The organism is Methylocapsa sp. S129 (genome assembly GCF_009765995.1).
In the GTDB taxonomy this organism is placed as follows: Bacteria; Pseudomonadota; Alphaproteobacteria; order Rhizobiales; family Beijerinckiaceae; genus Roseiarcus.
Genome location: NZ_LMUI01000042.1, coordinates 282,592 through 305,344, shown reverse-complemented (window position 1 = coordinate 305,344; position 22,753 = coordinate 282,592). Strand labels below are relative to the sequence as shown.

The window sequence follows — 22,753 nt, the reverse complement described above, 5'->3', positions numbered from 1 at the left end:
GCCCAGCTTGGCCGCCCTCATCCGGCGCTGCGCGCCACCTTCTCCCGCACAGCGGGAGAAGGACAGCCCTTCCCCCCTCACTTATCGTCCCCCGCCGCCAGTTCGCCGGGCAGCGCATAGGCCCATTGGGTGATGTTTCCCGCGCCCAGAAACACGACGTAATCGCCGGGACGGGCAATTTCGCGCACGAGACCGGCAAGCTGGTCGGGCGAGGCGAGCGCCACGGCATGGCGATGGCCATGCGCATTGATCGCCGCCACAAGCGCCGATTTGTCGGCGCCTTCGATCGGCGCTTCGCCGGCGGGATAAACATCGGCGACGATCACCGTGTCGGCGTCGTTGAAGCAGCTCGCAAATTGCTCGAACAGGGATTGCAGACGCGTGTAGCGATGGGGCTGCACGATCGCGATGACTCTATCCCTAGTCGCGGCGCGCGCCGCGCGCAGCACCGCCGATATCTCCACGGGATGATGGCCGTAATCGTCGAAAATCGCGACGCCCTTCCACTCGCCGGTGCGGGTGAAACGCCGCTTGACGCCGCCAAAGCCGGCAAGCGCGCTGCGAATCGCCTCGATCGGCGCCTTCAACTCATAGGCGACTGCGATCGCCGCGGTCGCGTTGAGCGCATTGTGATGGCCGGGCATCGGCAGGACGAGATTGTCGATATAGGTCGCCTGGTTGGTCTTGCGATCGCGGATCAGCACGTTGAAGCGCGTGATGCCGCCCGTCAGGTCGACATCGAGCAATCGCACGTCGGCTTGCGGATTTTCGCCATAGGTGATGACGCGCCGGTCCTCGATCCGCCCGACCAGTTCCTGCACGATCGGATGATCGAGGCACATGACGGCGAAACCGTAGAACGGCAGGTTCTCGACAAGCGCGAGAAACGCGTCCTTGATCGCCTCGAAAGTCTTGAAATGATCGAGATGCTCGGGATCGATATTGGTGACGATCGCGATATCGGCGGGCAATTTCAGGAACGTGCCGTCGCTTTCGTCGGCTTCGACGACCATCCAGTCGCCCTCGCCCTTTTTGGCGTTGGCGCCATAGGCGTTGATGATGCCGCCATTGATGACGGTGGGATCAAGGCCCGCGGCGTCGAGAAGCGTCGCGACCAGCGAGGTCGTGGTCGTCTTGCCATGCGTGCCGGCGATCGCCACGCATTGCTTGAGGCGCATCAATTCGGCAAGCATTTCGGCGCGGCGCACGACCGGCAGGCGCTTTTCGCGCGCGGCGGCAAGTTCGACATTGTCGCGCTTGATGGCGGTGGAGACGACGACGACGGCGGCTTCGCCAAGATTGGCCGCATCATGGCCGATGAAGACGCTGGCGCCCTTGTCGCGCAGCCGCTTGACGTTGGAATTGTCGCTCGCATCCGAGCCCTGCACGCGATAGCCCTGATTGAGCAGCATTTCGGCGATGCCCGACATGCCGATGCCGCCAATGCCGACAAAATGAATGGGGCCAAGCTCGCGCGGCAGCTTCATGAAAATCGATCTCCGGACCGCCGGCGCGTCGGGGAGCGCTTGAGCGCCTCACGCCGGGCCGGTCCGGCATAATGCGATTTGCCGATTCGGCCAAATCGGCGGGCCGATGGCGACAGTGGGCGAGACCGGGTTCGCACTGCGCATCAGGGCGACAAAGAGCGCAAAGGGAATAGCCGCGGAATAGCTGAGGCGCCCGAATGACCCAAAACTGCGCGTCAAAATCCTCGCTAAGTCCTTGATTCTCACCTGCCCGGAAGAGGGCGTGCTTCCGCGAAACGGGCGATATCAATGACTTAGACCTCTTTGGGCTTCCACATCGAAATTTCGAGGCGCAAAATCGGGCCTGCGCGCCGCGCCAGACGGTAAGGCGGTCTTGCGGACCGGCCGGGCGATCGGGCTTTCAGGCGCGAGGACGGGGTGTTCAAGGATGGTCTCTTTGTCGATCGCTTTTGGAAAATAAGACGAGTAATTTATCACGGATTCTTATTTTCAGAAACAACAAATGGCGCCATCGATCGCGGCCATTTTCCCGGGCCGGGCGAGCCTCGTTGGAATCGTCCGCCTGTCGCCGCCCGAGGCTTCGACCGAAACCCGTGGCGCCGAAGTCCATCCGTACGTCGCCCTAGTCCGACGGGAGCCGCGAGAATCGGAAGTCGCAGTGGTTCGCGCCGCCAGCCAGTGTTTGGGTTCTTTCCAGGTGGATGCCTCGCGTTGCATAGGCGTCGAAATCAAGCCCACAAATGTTCGGCAAGATTTCTTTATCTCCATGGCGAGCCGCGAATTTGCAAAAGCCGCAAGCTATGTAGTTGATGCCGAATTCGAAGTTGTCGCCCGGGCCGGGCTCGACGAAATCGTAGACGAAATCTTCCGGAAATTCTTCTCGATGGCTTTTTGCAGCCTGCTCGCGCAGCAAAGTCTGATTCTCTGACGACATGAATTGGCGCCCCGAGGCGAGACGTTCCGCTTCGGGCGCGGTGAGCAATTGCGCCTTGTAGGTTTCTCGCTCGATTTCGCCGATCACGGACAGCGACACGCCATGTCGCCGGAGCACGCGGCTGATGGCCATAAAGCCTATGAGACGCATGAAGAAATCGCTCATGCGACTTGCCGCGCCTCCGACATAGGGCATTTGGGTGAGCACGATTTCGAATTCGTCCATCGCCTCCCGCCTAATCCCATCAATATTGGATAGATGCGCGCGCTCGCGCAACATCGCTTCGGCAAGGTCGAGGCGATGACGCATGGCGGCCTCCATGGCGCCGCGATGCGACTCGTAAAAGGGATGGATGATCTCAGCCATTGGGCGCTTCTCTAACACACAATGAGCCGAAAGCGGTTTCGGCATTGATGTCGCGCCGCTGCATGATGATCTTCCTGAAGGCGCGATCGGCGCCCGCTTTCTCCCGCACGCCCGGGCCCCGGCCCCAATCCCGGCCTGCATGCCGGAGCGATGGCGCTCGCACCCGGCTTGGGAGCCCACAAGAAGGCTCGCCTAGCTGATGTGATGCGTCTCCTGCAGGCCATAGACCGGCGTCGGCAGGCCCTCCATCCGCGCCTTCAGTTGCAGCGAGAGATATTGCGAATAGTGCCGCGATTGATGGAGATTGCCGCCGTGGAACCAGAGCGCCTCCTGCTGGGTCGGCTTCCACATATTGCGCAATTCGCCTTCCCAGGGACCTGGGTCCTTGGTCGTGTTGGAGCCAAGCCCCCAGCATTTGCCGACTTTGTCCGCCACCTCCTTGGAAATCAGCGCCGCCGCCCAGCCGTTCATCGAGCCATAGCCGGTCGCATAGACGATGAGATCGGCGGGCAGTTCCGAGCCGTCGCTGAAAACCACCGAGTGCTTTTTGATGCGCGCGACGCCGACGCCGCTTTTCAGCTTGATCTTGCCGTCGGCGACAAGTTGGGACGCGCCGACATCGATGTAATAGCCCGATCCGCGCCGCAGATATTTCATCGTCAGGCCTGTCCCGTCGTCGCCCCAATCATGCATGAAGCCGGACTTCTCGAGCTTTGCGTAAAAATCGGCGTCACGCTTGGCGATCGCTTTGGCGACCGGCAGCTCAAACTCATGCTTGAGTTTGTACGGGATGGAAGCGGCGAGCAGGTCCGCCTTGTCGGTGGTGATTCCCGCCGCCAGCGCTTTTTCCGAATAGATCGGCCCCAGCCCGAGCTCCATCAGCGAGTCGGATTTGGAGACATGGGTCGAGGAGCGCTGCACCATGGTGACGTCGGCGCCGTTCTCCCAAAGATCGGCGCATATGTCATGCGCCGAATTATTCGATCCAATGACGACGCATTTCTTGCCTTTGAACGCTTCGCCGCCGGAGTGCCGGCTTGAATGATGATGGACGCCGGCGAAATCCTCCATGCCGGGAAATTTCGGCGCATGGGGCACGCCCGCCATGCCGGTCGCGAGCACAAGTTGCTTGGGATGCAGCGTCAGGGACTTGCCCGCGCGATTGACGACGACGGTCCAGATTTTTTTCTTCTCGTCGTATTTCGCGCTCTTGCATTCGGTGGAAGCCCAATAATTGAGCTCCATCACCTTGGCGTACATTTCGAGCCAATCGCCGATCTTGTCCTTGGGCGCGAAGACCGGCCAATCGTCGGGGAAGGGCAGATAGGGCAGATGGTCGTACCAGACGGGATCGTGCAGGCAGAGCGTCTTGTAGCGCTTGCGCCATTGGTCGCCGGCCCGCTCGTGCTTATCGACAATGATCGTGGGGACGCCAAGACGTTTGAGGCGCGCGCCGAGCGCCACGCCGCCCTGGCCGCCGCCGACGATCAGGCAATAGGGCTGCTGGCTAAATCCCAGTTCGGCTTCCTCGCGCGCCTTGCGCTCCGCCCATGTCTCGCGCCCCTTGATGACGCCGTGTTGAACGCCCTTGTCGCGCGCAGCACCGCGCTTTTCCTCAAAGCCCTTGAGTTCGATCATCGAAGTGAGAAGCGTCCAGCATTTCTTGCCCTTGAGGCGAATGTGGCCCTCGCCGCGGCCCAAAGCCGTTTCGAAGACGAACAAGCCCTGGGTGATTTCTCCGGCCTCGGTCGCCTCGTCCTTGACCGCCCAATGCGACGGCTTCACATCGGCAAGGCGCGCGCGCAGCATGTCCGCGACCGCCGGCCGGCCCTCAAGCGTTTTGATGTTCCAGGTGAAGGCGACGAGATCGCGCCAATAGCAATCCTTGTCGAAGAGGGCCGCGACGGCGTCGACGTCCGATGCGGCCAACGCCTTGTCGAATTTTTTAAGCCAACGCGCCACGCGCTGGGTCGGGCCGCTCTTTACCATAAACCTGTCCTCCCGCGGCAAGACGTGAAGTCTTGCTCAAAAATCATTCGCCTATGTCCCGGCGGCGCCGGTTCGGGCGCGAAGCCCAAACACAGCGCCGACTCGAATCATTGTGCCCGGCGACAACCGCTTTAGGCAAGCGCTCCGACGCCCCCTCGAGAACACGTTCACGCGCTCCAGGGATCGACGACATGGAGCGCCGCGTCGTCGAAATGCCGGACATTGCGTGTGGCGATCGTCGCGCGCCAGGCCAAAGCGATGCCGGCGATCTGCGTATCATGCGTGTCGATCGGCTGCCCGCGATCAGCGCGCGCCGCCGCCAACGCCGCGGCGGCCTCGGCTGCGGCATGGTCGAATGCCAGCACGCGCCCTTCCAGAGCCTGGGTCACGAGGCGCTCCATGGCGGCCATCAAGCCATCGCGTCGGCGGCCCGCCGACATGATCCTGAGGCCATAGGAGGCTGCAAGAATATTGATCGCCGTCGTCCACACCGACAGCCGCGGTTGTCGATCCAGCCATGCGACGACTTGTCCATTTTGCTCGGGCCGCATCAGGGCCGAGATGACATTGGTGTCCAGAATGATCATTGGCCACCCATGGCTGTCGCATCATTCCTGAGTGCGCATAGGTTTCAGAGTCTGGCGCGGGAACGGTTTCAGATCGTCCTCGCGCAACTCGAATTCGCGAAACAAGCCGGCGATCTCGGCGCCAAGCCCCGCCGTCGGCGCATTCTCGAACTTGACGGCGTCGCGCAGGATATCGCGCACCTCTTCCTCCATGCTGCGCTTGTGCCGCTTCGCCCGTCGCTGCAGCTTGACCTTCACATCATCTTCGAGGTGGCGAACGACGAATTGGGCCATACGATCTTCCTGAATCCAAAGAGATATCATGATATCAATCTGCCGGCCGCATCGCAGGCAAGATGTTAGACCCAATCACGAGTAACCGGGGCGTCACACCAAATCTCAGTGAGCATGACCTGTCGGAAAACGCTTCTTCAGCGTCTTGGCCGGACTTATCCCAGCCATTCCACGCCGCGCCGCCGCGCTTCACTTTGCACGTTTTGACCAAGCTGCGCCGCGTGGAATGGCTGGGACAAGTCCGGCCAAGACGGCGTGGGGTTCGCGGGCGATCCCTCGCGCAAGTAGTACAATTTATACCAGGATAAACTACGATCTTGTGCCAGTATAAAATTCCTCTCACCTTGCCCGGCGACGGCGTCACGAGAGGAAAGACCCTATGCCCACTTATAAGCTGTTCCTGTTGCCCGGCGACGGCATCGGGCCGGAAGTGATGGCGGAAGCGCTGAAAACAGCCGATCTGCTCGGGCAGATTGGCGTCGCCAAATTCGAGACCGAAATGGGCCTGGTCGGCGGCGCCGCCTATGACAGCCACGGCAAGGCGATTTCCGATTCCGACATGCGCCTCGCCGGGGCGGCGGACGCTGTGCTGCTCGGCGCGGTCGGCGGCCCGCAGTGGGACAGCGTCGCCTTCGACAGACGTCCCGAGGCCGGCCTGTTTCGTCTGCGCAAGGACATGGACCTGTTCGCCAATCTGCGCCCGGCGGTTTGCTATCCCGCCTTGGCCGACGCCTCCTCGCTGAAGCGCGAAGCGATCGAAAGCCTCGATCTGATGTTCGTGCGCGAATTGACGGGCGGCATTTATTTCGGCGAGCCCAAAGCGATCATCGACCTTGGCGACGGCCGGAAGCGCGCCGTCGACACGCAGGTCTACGATACGCACGAAATCGAGCGCGTCGGCCGCGCCGCCTTCGAACTGGCGCGCAAACGCAAAAACAAAGTGACTTCCGCGGACAAACACAACGTGATGAAATCCGGCGTGCTGTGGCGCGAGGTCATCACTGCGCTGCATAGCCATGAATTCGCCGATGTGACGCTGGAGCACCAGCTCGCCGACTCGCTCGGCATGCAACTCGTGCGCAGGCCGACGCAATTCGACGTGATCGTGACCGACAATCTGTTCGGCGATCTTCTCTCCGATGTCGCCGCCATGCTCACGGGATCGCTGGGCATGCTGCCCTCCGCCTCGCTCGGCGCGCCCGACCCCACAACCGGCAAGCGCCGAGCGCTCTATGAGCCCGTCCATGGTTCAGCGCCCGATATCGCCGGCAAGGGCATCGCCAACCCGATCGCGATGATCGGGTCGCTCGCTTTGTGCCTGCGCTATTCCCTCGGCCTCGACGAGGCGGCGGACAAGGCGGAACAGGCGATCGCCAACGTGCTCGCCGCCGGACTGCGCACTGCCGACATCGCCCGCGACGTCAGCGCCGTCGTCTCGACCGCTGAGATGGGCGCGGCGATCCGGGCCGAATTGCGGAGGCTGCTGGCGTGAGGCTGCTTGTCGGGAGCGCGCTGGCCGCGCGATTCGGTCGGCGATCCCGCTGCGGCCCATTATGGGCGCGCTCGCAGGGCGGCAGGCGCGCCTAAACCAGCGCAATCGCCGCCACAAGGCGCCCATAGTCCGGTTCTTTGCGATGGGTCGCGCGGCGGTAGCTGAAGAAGCGCTCTTCGTCGGCATAAGTGTCGAGGCCGAGATCCTCGAATTGCGTCACGCCGCTACGGGCGACCCGCATGCCGATGAAGCCGTGCAGATCGAACATCGAACGCCCCGGATTGCGGCTCGGCGCGAAGAACCGTCCGGCGTCGGATTCGGCCGCCGCAAAAGTCGCGACAAATTCGGGGCCGACTTCATAGGAGGGCTGCGCGATCGTCGGGCCGAGCGCGGCGACGATATCTCCGGCCCGTGCGCCAAGCCCTTCCATCGCCGCGACGGTCGCCTCGATGATCCCGCTCAGCGCGCCGCGCCAGCCGGCATGGGCGGCGCCGATCACGCCCGCCGAAGGCGCCGCGAACAGGATGATTCCGCAATCGGCCCCCGTCACGCCAAGCCCCAGCCCTGGCGTGGCGGTGACGAGCGCGTCGCATCGCGGCCGCGCATCGGACGGCCAGGGCGCGACGACCGCCAAAGCGTCGGGCGAATGCACCTGATAGGGAATCAGCAGCCGCGACGCCTCGATCCCGAGCGTCGCGGCCATACGAGCGCGATTGTCGCGAACGGCGTCCGGATCGTCGCGCGATCCGACGCCGCCATTGAGCGAGGCGTAAACGCCTTGCGAAACGCCGCCGCGGCGCGTGAAGAAGGCATGGGCGATTCCAGACGCGCCCAAGCCGTCCGCGCGCAGACATTCGAGGCCCGCGTCGCTCACGCCGCCGCCCCCGAGAGCCCATGAAACCCGGGCGGGACGGGCAATTGACGATGAGCGACCGCCATGACCTTGAACAAGGCGCCCATTCCGCCCACGCTCTTGCCGGACAGTCGCTCCCGCGCCGCCTCGACATCGGCGGCCTGGGCGGCACCGGCGCGGCTGATCAAGGCCTGCGCGCGCTGATCGAGGCCAAGCACCTTGAGAAAATCGCCCTGATCGATCGGTCCGTAGACGACGGCCCCGGCGGCGCGCGCGCTGCGCGCCATCGCGGCGAAATCGACATGGGCGGTAATGTCGGCTTCGCCCGGCTCCGTCAAAGGATCGACCATGCGATGCGCGCGCAAAGCCTGCAGCGTGTCGCCGAAACCCGTTGCGGTATGGCCGTAGTCGATAAACAAAGCGGCGCCGCCCTGCCGCGCCAGACGCGCGCCCAGCGCGAACATCAGACGATGACCGACCGCGCCGACTTCGAGCACATCGCCCTCTTGCGCCTGCGCCTTGATGAAGCGTTCGGGCTCCGGGGAAAGGCCGAACGCCAGATTGCCGGCGCTGTCGAGGCCGACCTGTCGCTCGCACCAGCCGCGTGGGCCGCGCACATATTGGCGGATCGGCAGCGCATCGAGGAATTCATTGGCGATCATAATGGCCGGACCGTCCGGCGCTTCGTCCAACTGCGCCGCCCAGGAGACGGCGGCGCCCGCCGTCAATAGCGTATCGTGCTGGACGGCCGCCAGGGTCGGGCTCGTCTCGATCAGGCAAACATCGAGCGCGGCGCGAAAATCGGGCGCGACGCGCGACGCGCGCAAGGCGTCGCTCATCAAAGTGCCGCGGCCCGGGCCAAATTCGATCAGCCGCAACGGGTTGGGACTGTCCATCGCCGTCCATACTTCGGCCGCCCACAGCCCCAGCAATTCGCCAAACATCTGGCTGATTTCCGGCGCCGTGGTGAAATCTCCTTCCGCCCCGAAGGGGTCGCGCTTCATGTAATAGCCATGCGTCGGGTGAGTGAGCGCCAAAGCCATGTAACGCTCCAGCGAGATCGGGCCTTCCTGGCCGATCAACGCTTTTATCTCATCCCCCAGCGCGCTCATTGGCGCCCCCCCGGCCCCTTTCGCAGGCTCCAGCCGATCAGCCCCAGACCGATGATAGCCAGCGGCGCGGACAATACCATCCCCATGGTCAAGCCGCCGCCAAGGTCCTCCAGGCGAGGATCGGGATCGCGATAGAATTCGCAAAAGATGCGCGCGAGGCCGTAGAGCGCGCCAAAAGCGCCCGCGATCAAGCCCGGACGGCGCAATGCGCCGAGGCGCGCCGCGATCGACAGAATGACGAACAAAGCCAGTCCCTCGAGCAACGCCTCGTAGATCTGGCTGGGATGACGCGGCAGCCCGTCAGTGCCGGGAAAAATGACCGCCCAGGGAACATCGGTCGGGCGACCCCAAAGTTCAGGCTTGATGAAATTGGCGATGCGCGCAAAGAAAATGCCGATCGGCGCGACGAGGCAGGCCAGATCGAGCACGGTGAGAGTCGGCGCTTGATAGCGCCGGGAGAACAGAACGATGCCGATCAGCGCGCCGATCAGGCCGCCGTGGAAGGCCATGCCGCCTTCCCAGATTTTGAAAATTTCGATCGGATGCGCGAAGTAATAGCCCGGATCGTAAAACAGCACATTGCCCAGACGCCCGCCCACGATGACGCCGATGGCGCAATAGACCAGCAGATCGTCGATGCTGACGGGGCTTGGCCGCGCCGCGCCGCGCCATAGGGACTCGGCGACGAGAATGCGACGGATCAGCGCCCAGCCGAGGATGAGGCCCGCGATATAAGACAGCGCATACCAGCGAATGGCGAGCGGACCCAACTGAATGAGGATCGGATCGATCGCGGGAAAGGGCAAGGCGAGGAGCGGCATCGGTCCAGCGGTGATGCGCTGATGCGCCCCCTCGCGTCAAGGCCGCAAGCCGCATGAACCTCGCTTTGGCGTCGTTTCGTCGGGGGCGCCAGGCGCTTGCGTTGCGGCGCTTTGTATCGTTGCGATCCCCCGCGCTTTGCGGTAAATGCGAGGCCAACGGTTCTCTGGGCGCATTGAGGCTATGGCATGGCGGACGATCATTCGGCGGCGACGGCGGACAATGGCATGGATATGCCGGCTCACGAGGCGACCTACGCAGCCTTTATCGCGCTGACCGAAACGAGCGTCGTCACGCTCATCTGCATTGTGCTCGAGCTTGTTCTTTGGGGCCTCAAGGGCCAAGGGGCGATCGCCCTGATCGGCTTTGTGCTCACCATCGGCGCCGCGACGTTCGGCAGCATGTCGGGCCTGACCTGGCGCGCTGTCCTCCCGGTGCTGGTGCTGCTGGGCTTGGCCTGCATCGTCCTTTAGCGAATGGCGCTTTGCGGCGGCCAAGCGCTCCTCCCTATCGTCTCCCGTCGCTAGAGGATTGACCCATGCTGATTGGGGTTGTCGCCGAAACCGATCCGTTGGAGACGCGCGTCGCCGCAAGCGCGGAAACCGTCAAGAAATTCGTCGCGCTCGGCGCGGAATTCGTCGTCCAGCATGGCGCGGGCCTGAGCGCGGGCGTGACCGACGCTGATTATCAGGGCGCGGGCGCCAGAATGGCGCCGGCCGCCGAGGTTCTCTCCAGCGCCGATGTCCTGCTTAAAGTGCGCCGCCCGAGCGGCATGGAGCTGACCCAGATCAAGCGCGGCGCGCTCGTCGTCGCCATCATGGACCCTTACGGCCATGGCCCCGCGATCGAGGCGATGGCCAAGGCCGGCGTCGACGCTTTCGCGATGGAATTGATGCCGCGTATCACGCGCGCGCAGGTCATGGACGTGCTTTCCAGCCAGGCGAATCTCGCCGGCTATCGCGCGGTGATCGACGCGGCGAGCGAATATGGCCGCGCCCTGCCGATGATGATGACGCCGGCGGGGACAGTTCCGGCCGCCAAGTTTTTCATCATGGGCGTCGGCGTCGCCGGCTTGCAGGCGATCGCGACCGCGCGGCGCCTCGGCGCCGTCGTGACCGCCACCGACGTGCGCCCCGCCACCAAGGAACAGGTCGAATCCCTGGGCGCGAAATTCGTCGCCGTCGAGGACGACGAATTCAAGCAGGCCGAGACATCGGGCGGCTACGCCAAGGAAATGTCCGCCGAGTATAAAGCCAAGCAGGCGGCTTTGGTCGCCTCCCACATCGCCAAGCAGGATGTCGTGGTGACGACCGCGCTGATTCCGGGCCGGCCCGCGCCGCGCCTGATCACCGCCGACATGATTCAGTCGATGCGGCCAGGTTCGGTCATTGTCGATCTGGCGGTCGAGCGCGGCGGCAATTGCGAATTGGCCAAGGCGGGCGAACTGGTGACGACATCGGGCGGCGTCAAGATCGTCGGCTATTCCAGCGTCACCCGGCTCGCCGCGACCGCCTCCAGCCTCTATGCGCGCAATCTCTACGCGTTTGTCGAAACCCTGATCGACAAGGCGAGCCAATCCTTGAAGGTCAATTGGGACGACGAACTGGTCAAGGCGACATGCCTGACCCGCGACGGCGCGATCGTTCATCCCAACTTCCAGCCCAAACCCGAATGATGACCCGGACCGACTGACGTAGGCTCGGCCTGCGCCTTTGACGCCAAAGAGGGCCAAATGGACAATCTCGATCAGACCGTCGCCAAACTGAAAGCCGCGGCCGACGCCGCCGAACAGGCGGCCGGCGCCGCGCAAGCCTATGCGGAGCAACTGGCCGCCGCCGGCCATGCCGCCACCGGCGGAGCGATCGATCCTTTCGTGTTTCGTCTCGCGATTTTCGCTCTCGCGGTGTTCGTCGGCTATTACGTCGTCTGGTCGGTGACGCCGGCGCTGCATACGCCGCTGATGTCCGTCACCAATGCGATTTCCTCGGTGATCGTCGTCGGAGCGCTGCTGTCGGTCGGCGTCGGCGGTGTCGAGAGCGGCTCGGGCTTTGCGCGGCTGGTCGGATTTCTCGCTTTGATCCTCGCCTCGGTGAACATATTCGGCGGCTTCACGGTCACCGAGCGCATGCTCGCAATGTATAAGAAGAAAGGGGCGGCCAAGTGAACGCGAACCTCGCCGCTCTTCTCTATCTCGTCGCGGGCGTGCTGTTCATTCTGGCTCTGCGCGGCCTGTCTTCGCCCGCCAGCTCCCGCCAGGGCAATCGCTTCGGCATGATCGGCATGGGCATCGCAGTGCTGACGACGCTCGCGCTCAGCCCGCCGGCGAGTTTCTTCTCCTGGGTTCTGGTCGTCGCCGGCTTCGCGATCGGCGGCGGCATCGGCGTCTGGCGCGCGCGCACGGTGCAAATGACCGCCATGCCGCAGCTTGTGGCGATGTTCCATTCGCTGGTCGGGCTCGCCGCCGTTCTGGTGGCCGCTGGCGCGCTCTATGCGCCGCAGGCTTTCGGCATCGGCGAGCGCGGCGACATCCACGGCGCCAGCCTCGTCGAAATGTCGGTCGGTCTGGCGATCGGCGCGATGACGTTCACGGGCTCGATCATCGCCTTCCTGAAGCTGGACGGGCGCATGTCGGGCAAGCCGATCATGCTGCCGCAGCGCCATGTCATCAATCTCGCCCTCGGCATTGCGCTTGTGCTGATGGTCATCCTGTTCGTCACGACCCAGTCGACCATCTTCTTCTGGCTGATTGCGCTGGCGGCGCTGGCGCTCGGCGTCTTGCTGATCGTGCCGATCGGCGGCGCCGACATGCCCGTCGTCGTGTCGATGCTCAATTCCTATTCGGGCTGGGCGGCGGCCGGCATCGGCTTTACGCTTGGCAATCTCGCGCTCATCATCACCGGCGCTTTGGTCGGCTCGTCGGGCGCCATCCTCTCCTACATCATGTGCAAGGGGATGAACCGCTCGTTCATCGCCGTCATTCTGGGCGGCTTTGGCGGCGAAGTGGCGAGCGCGGCCGGCGCCGCCGAGCAGCGGCCGGTCAAGCAGGGCTCGGCCGACGACGCCGCGTTCATGATGAAAAACGCTTCAAAGGTCATCATCGTGCCGGGCTATGGCATGGCGGTCGCCCAGGCGCAGCACGCCTTGCGCGAAATGGCCGATATCCTCAAGAAAGAGGGCGTCGAGGTCAAATACGCGATTCATCCCGTGGCCGGGCGCATGCCGGGCCATATGAACGTGCTGCTCGCCGAAGCCAATGTGCCTTACGACGAAGTGTTCGAGCTCGAGGACATCAATAGCGAATTCGCGCAGGCCGACGTCGCTTATGTCATCGGGGCCAATGACGTGACCAATCCGGCCGCCAAGACCGATCCGAAATCGCCGATATTCGGCATGCCGATCCTGGATGTCGAGAAGGCCAAGACGGTGCTGTTCGTCAAGCGCGGCATGGGTTCGGGCTATGCCGGCGTCGAGAACGAACTGTTCTTTCGCGACAATACGATGATGCTGTTTGGCGACGCCAAGAAGGTCACCGATTCGATCGTCAAAGCGCTCGCGCATTGACGAGCGTTGCGAGTCCGAAACGGACTCGCAGGCGCGGACGAGCAAAGGGGATCATGACATTCATCCTCCTCGCCTGCGTCGTTCTTTATATTGTCGCGCTGGCGGCGATCGCTCTCGGGCAGCGTAAGCTGCTTTACTTCCCAAACGCCTCAGAAGTCGCGCCGGCCGCGGTGGGATTGCCCAACGCCCAGGCGCTTCACCTGCAAACCGACGATGGCGAAACGCTCCTCGCCTGGTACGTCGCGCCGGCCGCGGGCAAACCGCTGATCCTTTATTTTCACGGCAACGCCGATGGTCTGGCGGCGCGCAACGAGCGGTTCAAGAGGCTCACCGCTTCCGGCAACGGCTTGCTCGCGGTCGAATATCGAGGCTACGCCGGCTCAACCGGCGCGCCATCGGAACAAGGCCTTCTGCGCGATGGAGAGGCGACCTACGCCAAAGCGCTTGCCCTCGGCGTTCCCGCCGGCCGCATCGTCGCCATGGGCGAATCGCTGGGCACGGGCGTCGCCATTGACCTCGCAGCGCGCCATAAGATCGGCGCGCTCGTTCTCGACTCGCCCTATTCGTCGATCGTCGACGTCGCGGCGGCCAAGTTCTGGATGTTTCCCGTGCGCCTGCTGATGGTCGACACATTCCGTTCCGACGATAAAATCGGCCAGGTCGCCGCGCCGGCGCTGATGGTTCACGGAACCGCCGATGCGACAATCCCGATCCGTTTCGCCGAGAGACTGTTTGCGCTGGCGCGCGAGCCCAAGGATTTCATCCGCGTCGATGGCGCGGGCCATCTCGCCTTAGGCTCGGTCATCCCGCAGGTTGTACAATGGATCGATCAGGCGATGGCGCGCGCCGCGCCCTGAAGCGGGTCGCCGTTAGCGCAGGCGCGCCATGCCGTCGCGCGCTGTCTGGTTCGACGCATCGACCGCGATGGCGTGGCTGTAGGATTCCATCGCCTTGACCTTGTTGTTCTGTTTCTCATAAGCGATGCCAAGGCCCGCCCAGCCATCCGCATTTTTCGCATCGACATTCAAGGCGGCGTTAAAATCCTCGATCGCCGCGTCATATTTGCCGGTGGCGAGCAGGCTCTGCCCGCGCGCCAGATAAGGAGCCCCGGCGAAGGGATCGCGATCGATCGCATTGTTGAAATCGGTGATCGCCTGCGGGTGATTGCCCTGGCGCTGATAGATCAGCCCGCGCGCGTGAAAGGCCTGCGCGCCTTCGGGGTTGAGCGCGATCGCCTGATTGAGATCGGCCAGCGCTTCGGGCAAATGGCCCTGCGAGCGCAGCAGATTGGCGCGACCGAGATAAGCGGCGGCATGTTTGGGATTGGCGACGATCGCCTGATTGAAATCGGCCAGCGCCGGTCCGTCTTTTTGAATCTGGCGATAGGCCAGCGCGCGATTCGTATAGGCGCCGGCGAAATTGGGGTCGATCTGCACCGCCTTGGTGAAATCCTCGATGGCGTTCTGATAGCGCCCGATCTTCGCATAGGCGGCGCCGCGCGTATTATAGGCGACCGAATCGTTGGGATTGCGCTGGATGACGTCGCTCAACGAGGCGATATTGACCGAGCTTGCGCCTGAATTGTCGACTTCGACTTCCGCGACATTGCCGGTCGGCGGCCCGCCAAAGCCCGTGCTCTCACAGCCGGCAAGCGCAAAGGCGACGCCCGCGATGGCGAGAAACCGCATAGTGGAAGCGCCGGAAAGCCTGATCATCATCGGTATTTCGTCTCAGTCTCGCCGCGCCGAAATGCGGGCGTCTCTTTCATACACGCGTTCGCCTGACAAATTGGCCGCGAAAAAGGCAAAGACGGCAAAAAAGAGCGGCGGGTGCAATTTCACCGCCGCTGTTTCATAAAAATCACGCCATCAAGCGGCGCGCGGCGACCAACCCGGATAATGAGAGCGCCAACACCCTCAAATCCACGCGCGCCGCTGTAAAATCAGCTTCAGCGGGGAGCGCCCATGACCGGCTTCGGCTTCATCGGCAGAAGCCCTTCGCGCTGCAATTTCTTGCGCGCGAGCTTGCGCGCCCGGCGAATCGCCTCAGCCTTTTCGCGCGCGCGCTTCTCGGACGGTTTCTCGTAATGCCCCCGCAATTTCATTTCGCGGAAAATTCCCTCGCGCTGCATCTTTTTCTTGAGCGCTTTGAGGGCCTGATCGACATTGTTGTCGCGGACGAGAACTTGCACGGGCGATCCTGTTTCTAGAGGCTGGCGTCAGCCTAGCATGGGAATGGGCGGCGAATGAGGCAATAGATAACCGGGGCGCTGCGAGAGCGCCCGAATATTCAGAGCGCGCCGATAGCAGACTCAAGGGGCATTGTCCAGAGATTGTGCCGGGCCGACGGCCCTCAGTTTGAATTTCTGCTTCCCGCCCTTCACGACCCCAATAAACTGGCAATTTGCTGTCGCAAACGCCTTATCTTGCGGCGGGGCGAATATCAGTCGCGAAAGTCTCGTTCTCATCGAGACATTCGCGATAGGATTGTTTTTTGCCGCAACGCCATTCGACAGTTCAGATTATGCAGCTTCGATTTCTCAAAACTTTCACGGCGGTCGCTGCGACCTTGAACGTCACGCGGGCCTCTGAACAGGTTCACCTTGCCCAATCGAGCGTAACCGAGCAGATTCAGGCATTGGAGGCCGACCTTGGCGCGTCTCTCTTCGATCGGTCGCGGCGTGGGTTGAAGCTGACGCCCGCCGGACGGCGTCTGCTCGATTACGCCGGCGATCTGCTCAGCCTCGCCGATGAGGCCCGCGCCGCGGTCTCTGACGCGGCCGGCGCCGTCGGCGGGCGACTGACGATCGGCGGCCTCGAAACGCTTTGCGCCGTCCGATTGCCCGCTTTGCTGGTGGAATTCCGGCAGCGTCATCCCAATGTGGAGCTGATTTTGAGGACGGCCGATAGCGGTCAGTTGCGCGGCGGCGTGAAAAGCGGCGCGATGGATGTGTGTTTCCTCTTCGGGGACGCCACTGTCGGGCCGGACCTGCGAAGCGAACAGGTGGCCCAGGAAAGGCTCGTCATCATAGCCCCGCGAAACCATCCGCTTGCCGGACGCGAGGTCATCCAGCCTGACGATCTGGCGGACGACGCCTTTCTGGTGACCGAGCGCGGCTGCGTCTACCGGCGGATGTTCGAGGAGGCGTTTGCGGCGACGCTGCCCGATCGCCCGAAGCGCGTCGGCGAATTCGCGAGCCTCGCGGCCATATGGGGTCTCGTCGAAGCGGGCCTTGGATGCGCGCTCGTCCCCCGTCTCGCTGTGCCGGAGGCCAATGCCGATGTTGCTGTGCTGCCCTGGGTCGGCAACAATCCAATGGCGCCGATCACGATGATATGGCGTCGGCGCCGCGTTCAATCGCCGGCGTTAGGACTATTCCTCGCAGCGGCGCGCGACACGCTGGCTCCCGCTAAACCAGCCGCTGACCGCCATCGACGTGAAGCACCGTTCCTGTGATGAAGCCGTTGTGCATCAGAGACGCGATGGCCTGAGCGACATCGGCGGCCTGTCCAATCCGGCCGACAGGAAGCCGCTTGGCCATGGCGTCCAATGCGGCCGCCTTTCCGCTGCCCGCGACAGCGTCCCAGATCGGCGTATCCACCCATCCCGGCGAAACGACATTCACGCGGATCGGCGCCAACTCGACCGCAAGCGCAAAGGCGAGCGAAGCCAACGCGCCATTGACGGCGGCCACGACCGAACCCTTCGGCGCAGGGCGATAGGCGGCGATGCCCGAGGTCAGGGTGATCGATCCACCCGAAGCCAAATGGCGCGCGCCGTGCTTTGCAAGAAGGAGAGGCCCGATCAATTTCGAATCCATGACCCTGCGCGCGATGGAGATATCCATATCGGGAAGCAGCACATAGACGCCGGCGATGTCGGCGGCCGTCGATACGATGTGGTCGAGCGTCCCGATGGTCTGGAACAGGCGCTCGACATCGTCCTCGCGCGTGATGTCGGCGGCGATCGCGCGCAGCCTTTCCGGGTGAGGCAGGCGTTGCCTTGCTGCCGACAGCCGGTCCTCGGATCGACCAACGACCGTCACCTCGGCTCCGGCCATAAGCATGTGTTCGGCAAGCGCCAACCCCATGCCGGAACTGCCGCCGACGATGAGAACGCGCTCGGACATAATTGTCGTTTCCAGGCTCATGAAATCTCCATCGGATGTCCCGCCGGTCGCACAGCGCGCGGCGAGAACCTGACAGCGTTTTGCCGCGAGGAGGCGATGAAAGGAAACGGGAAGATACGAATGCTCCAATCGGATAATCCGATGAGCGAAAACATGCGGTTTTGCGAACGCTTTGAGTGTCGAGGCCGAACCTTGCGGCGCCCGAACGTCAGCGCTCCATTCAGGACGGGACTTTCGACGGCGAAGGCCGAATATGCCCCGTTCCGGGCGTGGCGACAGATTTCAGGCGCGCCCAGGGTCTCCGGGCTATTTCGCCCCTTCAGGCAGAATCCGCGTCACATGACCCATCTTGCGGCCGGAACGGACCTCCATCTTGCCGTAGAGATGAAGGCACAGACCGGGCTCAGCGAGAATCTCGCGCCATCCCGCCGCTTCCTCGCCGATGAGGTTATGCATTTCGATCCGCCCGCGCCGCGTCGTGGCCCCGAGCGGCCAGCCGGCGATGGCGCGCACATGCTGTTCGAATTGCGAGGTTTGCGCGCCGTCGATCGTCCAATGCCCGGAATTATGGACGCGCGGCGCCAGTTCGTTGACCACCAGGCCTTCCAGGCCGTCGGCCTCGCGGGTGACGAACATTTCGACCGCGAGCACGCCGACATAATCGAGCGCCTCGATAATCTGCCGCGCGAGCGCCACCGCCGCGGCCGCGGTCGCCGGCGCGATGGCCGCGGGGACGCGGGTGCGCGCCAGAATATGTTTCTCATGCTCGTTTTCGCAAATATCGAAAGCCGCGAAGGCGCCGTCGAGGCCGCGCGCCGCGATCACCGACACTTCGCGCTCGAAATTCACGAAGCCTTCGAGGATTGTCGGCTCCCCGCCAAGACCGCGATAGAGCGCGGAAAGGTTGGACCCTTCGCGGATCAGCGCCTGGCCCTTGCCGTCATAGCCAAAGCGTCGCGTCTTCAGAATGGACGGGCGCCCCAACGCGGCGACGGCGCGCACCAGCGCGCCGGCGTCCTCGACGGCCATGAAGGGCGCGGTGCGAAGGCCAAGATCGCTTAGGAACGACTTTTCGACGAGGCGATCCTGGGTGAGCGAAAGCGCTCGCGCGCCCGGCCGCACCGGGCGCAAGGCCGATAGAAAGTCGACGCAAGAGGTGGGCACGTTCTCAAATTCATAAGTGACGACATCGACGGCCTCGGCGAAGGCCGTCAGCGCGGCTTCATCCTCATAGGCGCCGATCGTTCTCGCGCTCGCGACATCGAAAGCCGGGGCCTCGGTCTCGGGGGCGAATATATGGCTGCGCAAGCCCAGCCGCGCCGCCGCCATCGCCAGCATCCGGCCAAGCTGTCCGGCGCCCAAAATGCCAATGGTCGCGCCCGGAGTGAGGATCATCGGACGCCGGCGGCCGCATCCGAAGGCCGATCGGCCACGGATTTTGTATGGGCCGCGCGCCAGGCGTCGAGCCGATCCGCCAGGGCGGCGTCGCTCAGGGCGAGCACCGCCGCGGCCAGCAACGCCGCGTTGATCGCGCCCGCTTCGCCGATCGCCAGCGTTCCCACGGGCACGCCGGCCGGCATCTGGACGATCGACAACAGGCTGTCCTGGCCCGAAAGCGCCTTGGACGCTACGGGAACGCCGAACACCGGCAGCGGCGTGAAAGCCGCGGTCATGCCCGGCAGATGGGCGGCGCCGCCCGCGCCTGCGATGATCACCTTGAAGCCGGCCGCGCGCGCGCCTTTGGCGAAGGCGACCAGCCGGTCGGGCGTGCGATGGGCGGAAATGATTTGCGCGTCAAAGCCGATCGCCAATTGATCGAGCGTTTCGCCGGCGCGGCGCATGGTCGCCCAGTCCGACTGGCTTCCCATAATGATCGCAACGGATTTCGGGTTCGGCGCCAAGGGTTCGTCCAGTTGCGGTAACGTCAAAGCCGCGGAGGCCCGTCCGCATAGACGAAGGGCGCCGACGGCGCAAGGCGAGCGCGTCAGGCTATGATATCGGGCGTCGACAAATCCTCAAGCTGCGCCAGACGGTCGCGCAGCGCCAATTTGCGTTTTTTGATGCGCTGCATTTGCAACCGATCCGCAGCGCCGGCGTTGTTCAAGGCTTCGATCGCGGCGTCGAGGTCGCGGTGCTCCTCACGCAGGCGCTCGATCTGCGCTCGCATTTCGGCGCGCTCGGTCTCGCTCAACTCTTGTTGCGGCATCCGGGCCCGCTCGGCTGATTCGTTTCGTAGGGTCGGCGCAGGGAGTCTTGAGGGTTGGGCAATTGTCATTGCGAGTATGATTGCGAGCGCGCAAGTTCGCAAGCGCGGCCCGTTCCCAACCTGCGCGCGCGAACGCGGCGTGGACAATTCGTCCAATTCAATCAGGTCCGTAAAAGAATTGATCGCCACCCCCTCTTTCCCGCCTTGAAATAGACGCGGGCTGTGTCACACTTTCGTCGTCGATCACAACCAGGGAGTCACTATATGTCCCTAGACTCGCACCTTGTGGAGCTTGAGCGTCGTCATCAGGCCATGGAACATGCGATAGCCGCCGAGAAGACGCATCCAGGAACCGACGATTTGAAATTGATCGAATTGAAACGAAAAAAATTATTGCTCAAGGATGAAATCGAAAAGTTGCGACAAGAGAGGCTCCTCGCGACGACGCATTAAAGCGCGCGCGAAAAGCGGATAGGGTTTCCAGAAATTGTCAGGCGCGCAAGGCTGCGCGCCATTCCGCGGCGACATCTTCGTCGCCTTCGCGTGGCGCGTGTGTTTGCGCCAAAGCCGCCAATGTTTCCCCGTCGCATAGGCGCCCCAGAGCCCAGACGGCCATGCCGCGCACCAGAGGCGAGGCATGGTCGAGGCGCTGGATCGCAATGGCGGCGAGCGTGCGATTGCCCGAATTGCCGATGGCGATCAGCACATTGCGCAGGAAGCGCGCATGGCCGATGCGCTTGATCGGCCCGCCGGCGAAGCGTTTGCGAAACGCCGCCTCATCGAGAGCGGCGAGCTCGCCGAGCGCAGGCGCCCGGAGGTCGTCGCGCGCGACCAGCTTGGCTTCTCGCCCATCCCTCGCAAACTTGTTCCACGGGCAGACCGCGAGGCAATCGTCGCAACCATAGATCCGGTTGCCGATCGGCGCGCGGAACTCCGGTGCGATATGTCCCTTATGCTCGATGGTGAGATAAGAGATGCAGCGCCGCGCATCGAGACGATAGGGCGCGGGAAAGGCGCGCGTCGGGCAAATATCAAGACAGGCGCGGCAGGTTCCGCAATGATCGACCTCCGGCTCGTCGGGCGGCAGTGCGAGATCGGTGAAGATGGCGCCGAGAAACAGCCAGGAGCCGAACTCCCGCGAGACGAGATTGGTGTGCTTGCCCTGCCAGCCAAGACCTGCTGCGGCGGCGAGTGGTTTTTCCATGACCGGCGCCGTGTCGACGAACACCTTCACTTGCGCGGGACTCGCGGAGGCCAGCCAACCGGCAAGGAGCTTCAACCGGCCCTTGATGACATCATGATAATCGCGATGGCGCGCATAGACGGAAATGACGCCGACATTTCCCTCGCCCAAAGCCGCCAGCGGATCGACCGCGGGCGCGTAGTTCACACCGAGCATGATGACGCTGCGGACCTCGCGCCAAAGAACGCGCGGGTCGGCGCGGCGCTCAAGGGTTTCGGCCATCCAGTCCATGTCGCCGTGCTCGCCTTGCGCGATCCAGCGCGCGAGATTGTCGCCGGCCTCCTGCGGCAATCGCGGCGCGGCGACGCGGCACAGATCGAAACCGAGCGCCTGCGCCTTGGCGCGCAAATCCCTTAGAAATCGAGATTGGCGTAGGCTTCGACCGGGATCATGCCGCGCATCCGGTCGGCCAGCAACGGACGGAACGAGGGGCGCGATTTCACTCGCGCGTACCAGTTCTTCGCCGTCTCGTTCTCGGCCCATGGAACATCGCCTAGATAGTCAATGCAGGAAAGATGGGCGGCCGCCGCCAGATCGGCAAAGCTCAGATCGTCGCCCGCCAGCCAGTTACGGGCGCCGATGAGGTGCCCGATATAGCGCAAATGATAGCGCACATTCGACCGCGCCGCGCGAATGGCCTCCATATCGGGCGCGCCGCCGCCCTGATGGGCCGGCATGAAGCGCTTGTAAATCTTTTCCGTGACGAGCCAGTTCGACGCTTCGTTGAAAAACTTGACGTTGAACCAGGCCATCAGCCGGCGCACCTCGGCGCGGCCGAGCGGATCTTCGGGCATCAGGCGCCGATCGCCCATGCCCATGCCGCGCGTTTCATCGAGAAATTCGGCGATCACGCCGGCGCCAGGCAGGCTCGGCGCCGATTCCTCGACCAGCACCGGCGTGGTGGCGTCGGCGTTCAGCAGCAGGAATTCGCGCCGCCGCTCCCATATCCGCTCCTCGACGAGTTCCGGCTCGATGCCAAACTCGCCCAACGCCAACCGCACGAAGCGGGAATGGGGGCAAAAGGGATGATGGTAAAGCATGATCATGGACGATTACTCTTGGCGTCCCTCCCGTTAACCGTTGGTAAAGGCGGGCCATCGATCTGGCCAGCCCCCCAGGGATAAGCGGAACGCTTCCCTTACAATTCAGAGGTTGGCGAGAAGTTCGGATTTGATCGCGCGGATTTCTTCTTCGTCGCGCCGGTAGAAGGTCCATTGCCTGATTCGTTTGGCGCGCAGCAGCCGGGCGCGAACCAGGACGCGCATATGCTCGCTCAGCGTCGCCGGGCTGACTCCGAGCTTTTCCGCAATGAACAAGGCGCAGACGCCGTCTTCAACCAGATCGCCGTCCGTCTGGGGCGGAAAATGGGCGCGTGGGTTCTTCAGCCAGTCGAGAATCTGGAGACGACGCTCGTTAGCGAGCGCCTTGATGACATCCGCCGCTTGCATTTCGTGAGTTTGCTAAGTTACTAAGAAATGTCAACCTGGACAGGAGGAGCGCCGCGCCATGGCAGCCGAACATCGGGTCACCTCAGAACGCATCGTCGAAGCCGAGCGGCTGATCCGCCCCTATATCCGCCACACGCCGGTCATCCGCGTCGATCTGGCGGACTTCGGCCTGCAGAGCCGGCCAGTTGAACTCAAGCTTGAAAGCCTCCAGCATTCCGGCTCGTTCAAGGCGCGCGGCGCCTTCACCAATCTTT

Annotated in this window: 25 protein-coding genes and 1 pseudogene; 9 read left to right on the top strand and 17 right to left on the bottom strand. The window is 63.5% G+C overall.

Going from position 1 to position 22,753, the window contains the following annotated elements; all coding sequences use genetic code 11:
• Window positions 1-77 precede the first annotated feature (77 nt).
• The 5 genes from murC to GSQ90_RS22050 form a co-directional block, all read right to left on the bottom strand.
• Window positions 78-1,487, bottom strand: coding sequence for a UDP-N-acetylmuramate--L-alanine ligase (murC, locus tag GSQ90_RS22070; RefSeq protein ID WP_158817036.1), 1,410 nt, complete (start codon window positions 1,485-1,487; stop codon window positions 78-80).
• Between the two features lie 622 nt (window positions 1,488-2,109).
• Entirely contained in the window at window positions 2,110-2,787 is a 678-nt protein-coding gene (locus tag GSQ90_RS22065; RefSeq protein WP_174247520.1) for an L-2-amino-thiazoline-4-carboxylic acid hydrolase, read from the bottom strand.
• Window positions 2,788-2,979: 192 nt separating this feature from the next.
• Window positions 2,980-4,776 (bottom strand): NAD(P)/FAD-dependent oxidoreductase, encoded by a 1,797-nt coding sequence (locus tag GSQ90_RS22060; RefSeq protein ID WP_158817034.1) that lies wholly within the window; start codon window positions 4,774-4,776, stop codon window positions 2,980-2,982.
• A 167-nt stretch (window positions 4,777-4,943) separates the two neighbouring features.
• Complete coding sequence (locus GSQ90_RS22055; RefSeq protein WP_158817033.1) at window positions 4,944-5,363, bottom strand: type II toxin-antitoxin system VapC family toxin; 420 nt, start codon at window positions 5,361-5,363, stop codon at window positions 4,944-4,946.
• 21 nt (window positions 5,364-5,384) lie between these two features.
• Window positions 5,385-5,636, bottom strand: a complete 252-nt coding sequence (locus GSQ90_RS22050; protein ID WP_158817032.1) for an Arc family DNA-binding protein — start codon at window positions 5,634-5,636, stop codon at window positions 5,385-5,387.
• Between the two features lie 379 nt (window positions 5,637-6,015).
• Between GSQ90_RS22050 and leuB the strand changes: the two genes are divergently transcribed.
• On the top strand, window positions 6,016-7,128 hold the full coding sequence (gene leuB / locus GSQ90_RS22045) for a 3-isopropylmalate dehydrogenase (RefSeq protein WP_158817031.1): 1,113 nt from the start codon (window positions 6,016-6,018) through the stop codon (window positions 7,126-7,128).
• A 91-nt stretch (window positions 7,129-7,219) separates the two neighbouring features.
• Here the strand turns inward: leuB and pgeF are convergent, their stop codons facing one another.
• From pgeF to lgt, 3 genes are read right to left on the bottom strand one after another with little or no spacing between them, the layout of a single operon-like run.
• A complete protein-coding gene (gene pgeF / locus GSQ90_RS22040; RefSeq protein WP_158817030.1) occupies window positions 7,220-8,002 on the bottom strand; it encodes a peptidoglycan editing factor PgeF in 783 nt (260 codons plus the stop codon).
• On the bottom strand, window positions 7,999-9,093 hold the full coding sequence (locus GSQ90_RS22035) for a class I SAM-dependent methyltransferase (RefSeq protein ID WP_158817029.1): 1,095 nt from the start codon (window positions 9,091-9,093) through the stop codon (window positions 7,999-8,001). The genes pgeF and GSQ90_RS22035 overlap by 4 nt, the downstream gene beginning before the upstream one ends.
• Window positions 9,090-9,914: a prolipoprotein diacylglyceryl transferase gene (gene lgt, locus GSQ90_RS22030; RefSeq protein ID WP_158817028.1), complete on the bottom strand. Its 825-nt coding sequence runs from the start codon at window positions 9,912-9,914 to the stop codon at window positions 9,090-9,092. The genes GSQ90_RS22035 and lgt overlap by 4 nt, the downstream gene beginning before the upstream one ends.
• A 186-nt stretch (window positions 9,915-10,100) precedes the next feature.
• Between lgt and GSQ90_RS22025 the strand changes: the two genes are divergently transcribed.
• From GSQ90_RS22025 to GSQ90_RS22005, 5 genes are all read left to right on the top strand, one after another.
• A complete protein-coding gene (locus GSQ90_RS22025; protein WP_158817027.1) occupies window positions 10,101-10,385 on the top strand; it encodes an aa3-type cytochrome c oxidase subunit IV in 285 nt (94 codons plus the stop codon).
• Window positions 10,386-10,450: 65 nt separating this feature from the next.
• The gene (locus GSQ90_RS22020) at window positions 10,451-11,587 is read left to right on the top strand and encodes a Re/Si-specific NAD(P)(+) transhydrogenase subunit alpha (RefSeq protein ID WP_158817026.1); all 1,137 of its coding nucleotides are present in this window, start codon (window positions 10,451-10,453) and stop codon (window positions 11,585-11,587) included.
• A gap of 57 nt (window positions 11,588-11,644) precedes the next feature.
• On the top strand, window positions 11,645-12,076 hold the full coding sequence (locus GSQ90_RS22015; protein WP_158817025.1) for a proton-translocating transhydrogenase family protein: 432 nt from the start codon (window positions 11,645-11,647) through the stop codon (window positions 12,074-12,076).
• Window positions 12,073-13,473, top strand: a complete 1,401-nt coding sequence (locus GSQ90_RS22010) for an NAD(P)(+) transhydrogenase (Re/Si-specific) subunit beta (RefSeq protein WP_158817024.1) — start codon at window positions 12,073-12,075, stop codon at window positions 13,471-13,473. The genes GSQ90_RS22015 and GSQ90_RS22010 overlap by 4 nt, the downstream gene beginning before the upstream one ends.
• A gap of 53 nt (window positions 13,474-13,526) precedes the next feature.
• Complete coding sequence (locus GSQ90_RS22005; protein WP_158817023.1) at window positions 13,527-14,330, top strand: alpha/beta hydrolase; 804 nt, start codon at window positions 13,527-13,529, stop codon at window positions 14,328-14,330.
• A 12-nt stretch (window positions 14,331-14,342) separates the two neighbouring features.
• Here GSQ90_RS22005 and GSQ90_RS22000 read toward each other — a convergent pair whose 3' ends face one another.
• Both GSQ90_RS22000 and rpsU read right to left on the bottom strand, forming a co-directional pair.
• Window positions 14,343-15,191 carry a tetratricopeptide repeat protein gene (locus tag GSQ90_RS22000; protein ID WP_371418428.1) on the bottom strand — a complete coding sequence of 283 codons (849 nt, stop codon included), beginning with the start codon at window positions 15,189-15,191 and terminating at the stop codon, window positions 14,343-14,345.
• A 230-nt stretch (window positions 15,192-15,421) separates the two neighbouring features.
• Window positions 15,422-15,664 (bottom strand): 30S ribosomal protein S21, encoded by a 243-nt coding sequence (rpsU, locus tag GSQ90_RS21995; RefSeq protein WP_158817022.1) that lies wholly within the window; start codon window positions 15,662-15,664, stop codon window positions 15,422-15,424.
• A 302-nt stretch (window positions 15,665-15,966) separates the two neighbouring features.
• Between rpsU and GSQ90_RS21990 the strand changes: the two genes are divergently transcribed.
• On the top strand, window positions 15,967-16,929 hold the full coding sequence (locus GSQ90_RS21990) for a LysR family transcriptional regulator (protein WP_246731715.1): 963 nt from the start codon (window positions 15,967-15,969) through the stop codon (window positions 16,927-16,929).
• On the opposite strand, the gene GSQ90_RS21985 is transcribed toward GSQ90_RS21990, so the two are convergent.
• From GSQ90_RS21985 to GSQ90_RS21970, 4 genes are all read right to left on the bottom strand, one after another.
• Entirely contained in the window at window positions 16,883-17,623 is a 741-nt protein-coding gene (locus tag GSQ90_RS21985; protein WP_158817021.1) for an SDR family oxidoreductase, read from the bottom strand. The genes GSQ90_RS21990 and GSQ90_RS21985 overlap by 47 nt on opposite strands.
• Before the next feature lie 285 nt (window positions 17,624-17,908).
• Window positions 17,909-18,997: a 5-(carboxyamino)imidazole ribonucleotide synthase gene (locus GSQ90_RS21980; RefSeq protein WP_174247519.1), complete on the bottom strand. Its 1,089-nt coding sequence runs from the start codon at window positions 18,995-18,997 to the stop codon at window positions 17,909-17,911.
• The gene (purE, locus tag GSQ90_RS21975; protein ID WP_158817353.1) at window positions 18,994-19,470 is read right to left on the bottom strand and encodes a 5-(carboxyamino)imidazole ribonucleotide mutase; all 477 of its coding nucleotides are present in this window, start codon (window positions 19,468-19,470) and stop codon (window positions 18,994-18,996) included. Before purE ends, GSQ90_RS21980 begins: the two co-directional genes overlap by 4 nt.
• 116 nt (window positions 19,471-19,586) lie before the next feature.
• Complete coding sequence (locus GSQ90_RS21970) at window positions 19,587-19,808, bottom strand: YdcH family protein (RefSeq protein WP_158817020.1); 222 nt, start codon at window positions 19,806-19,808, stop codon at window positions 19,587-19,589.
• Window positions 19,809-20,072: 264 nt separating this feature from the next.
• Between GSQ90_RS21970 and GSQ90_RS21965 the strand changes: the two genes are divergently transcribed.
• A complete protein-coding gene (locus GSQ90_RS21965) occupies window positions 20,073-20,261 on the top strand; it encodes a DUF465 domain-containing protein (RefSeq protein WP_158817019.1) in 189 nt (62 codons plus the stop codon).
• Between the two features lie 37 nt (window positions 20,262-20,298).
• Here GSQ90_RS21965 and queG read toward each other — a convergent pair whose 3' ends face one another.
• From queG to GSQ90_RS21950, 3 genes are all read right to left on the bottom strand, one after another.
• The gene (gene queG / locus GSQ90_RS21960; RefSeq protein ID WP_246731714.1) at window positions 20,299-21,399 is read right to left on the bottom strand and encodes a tRNA epoxyqueuosine(34) reductase QueG; all 1,101 of its coding nucleotides are present in this window, start codon (window positions 21,397-21,399) and stop codon (window positions 20,299-20,301) included.
• A 5-nt stretch (window positions 21,400-21,404) separates the two neighbouring features.
• Entirely contained in the window at window positions 21,405-22,097 is a 693-nt protein-coding gene (locus tag GSQ90_RS21955; protein WP_246731713.1) for a glutathione S-transferase family protein, read from the bottom strand.
• Between the two features lie 99 nt (window positions 22,098-22,196).
• Window positions 22,197-22,499: a helix-turn-helix transcriptional regulator gene (locus tag GSQ90_RS21950; protein ID WP_158817017.1), complete on the bottom strand. Its 303-nt coding sequence runs from the start codon at window positions 22,497-22,499 to the stop codon at window positions 22,197-22,199.
• Between the two features lie 58 nt (window positions 22,500-22,557).
• On the opposite strand from GSQ90_RS21950, the pseudogene GSQ90_RS21945 reads away from it, so the two are divergent.
• Window positions 22,558-22,753, top strand: a pseudogene (locus GSQ90_RS21945) (threonine/serine dehydratase); the annotation flags it as partial.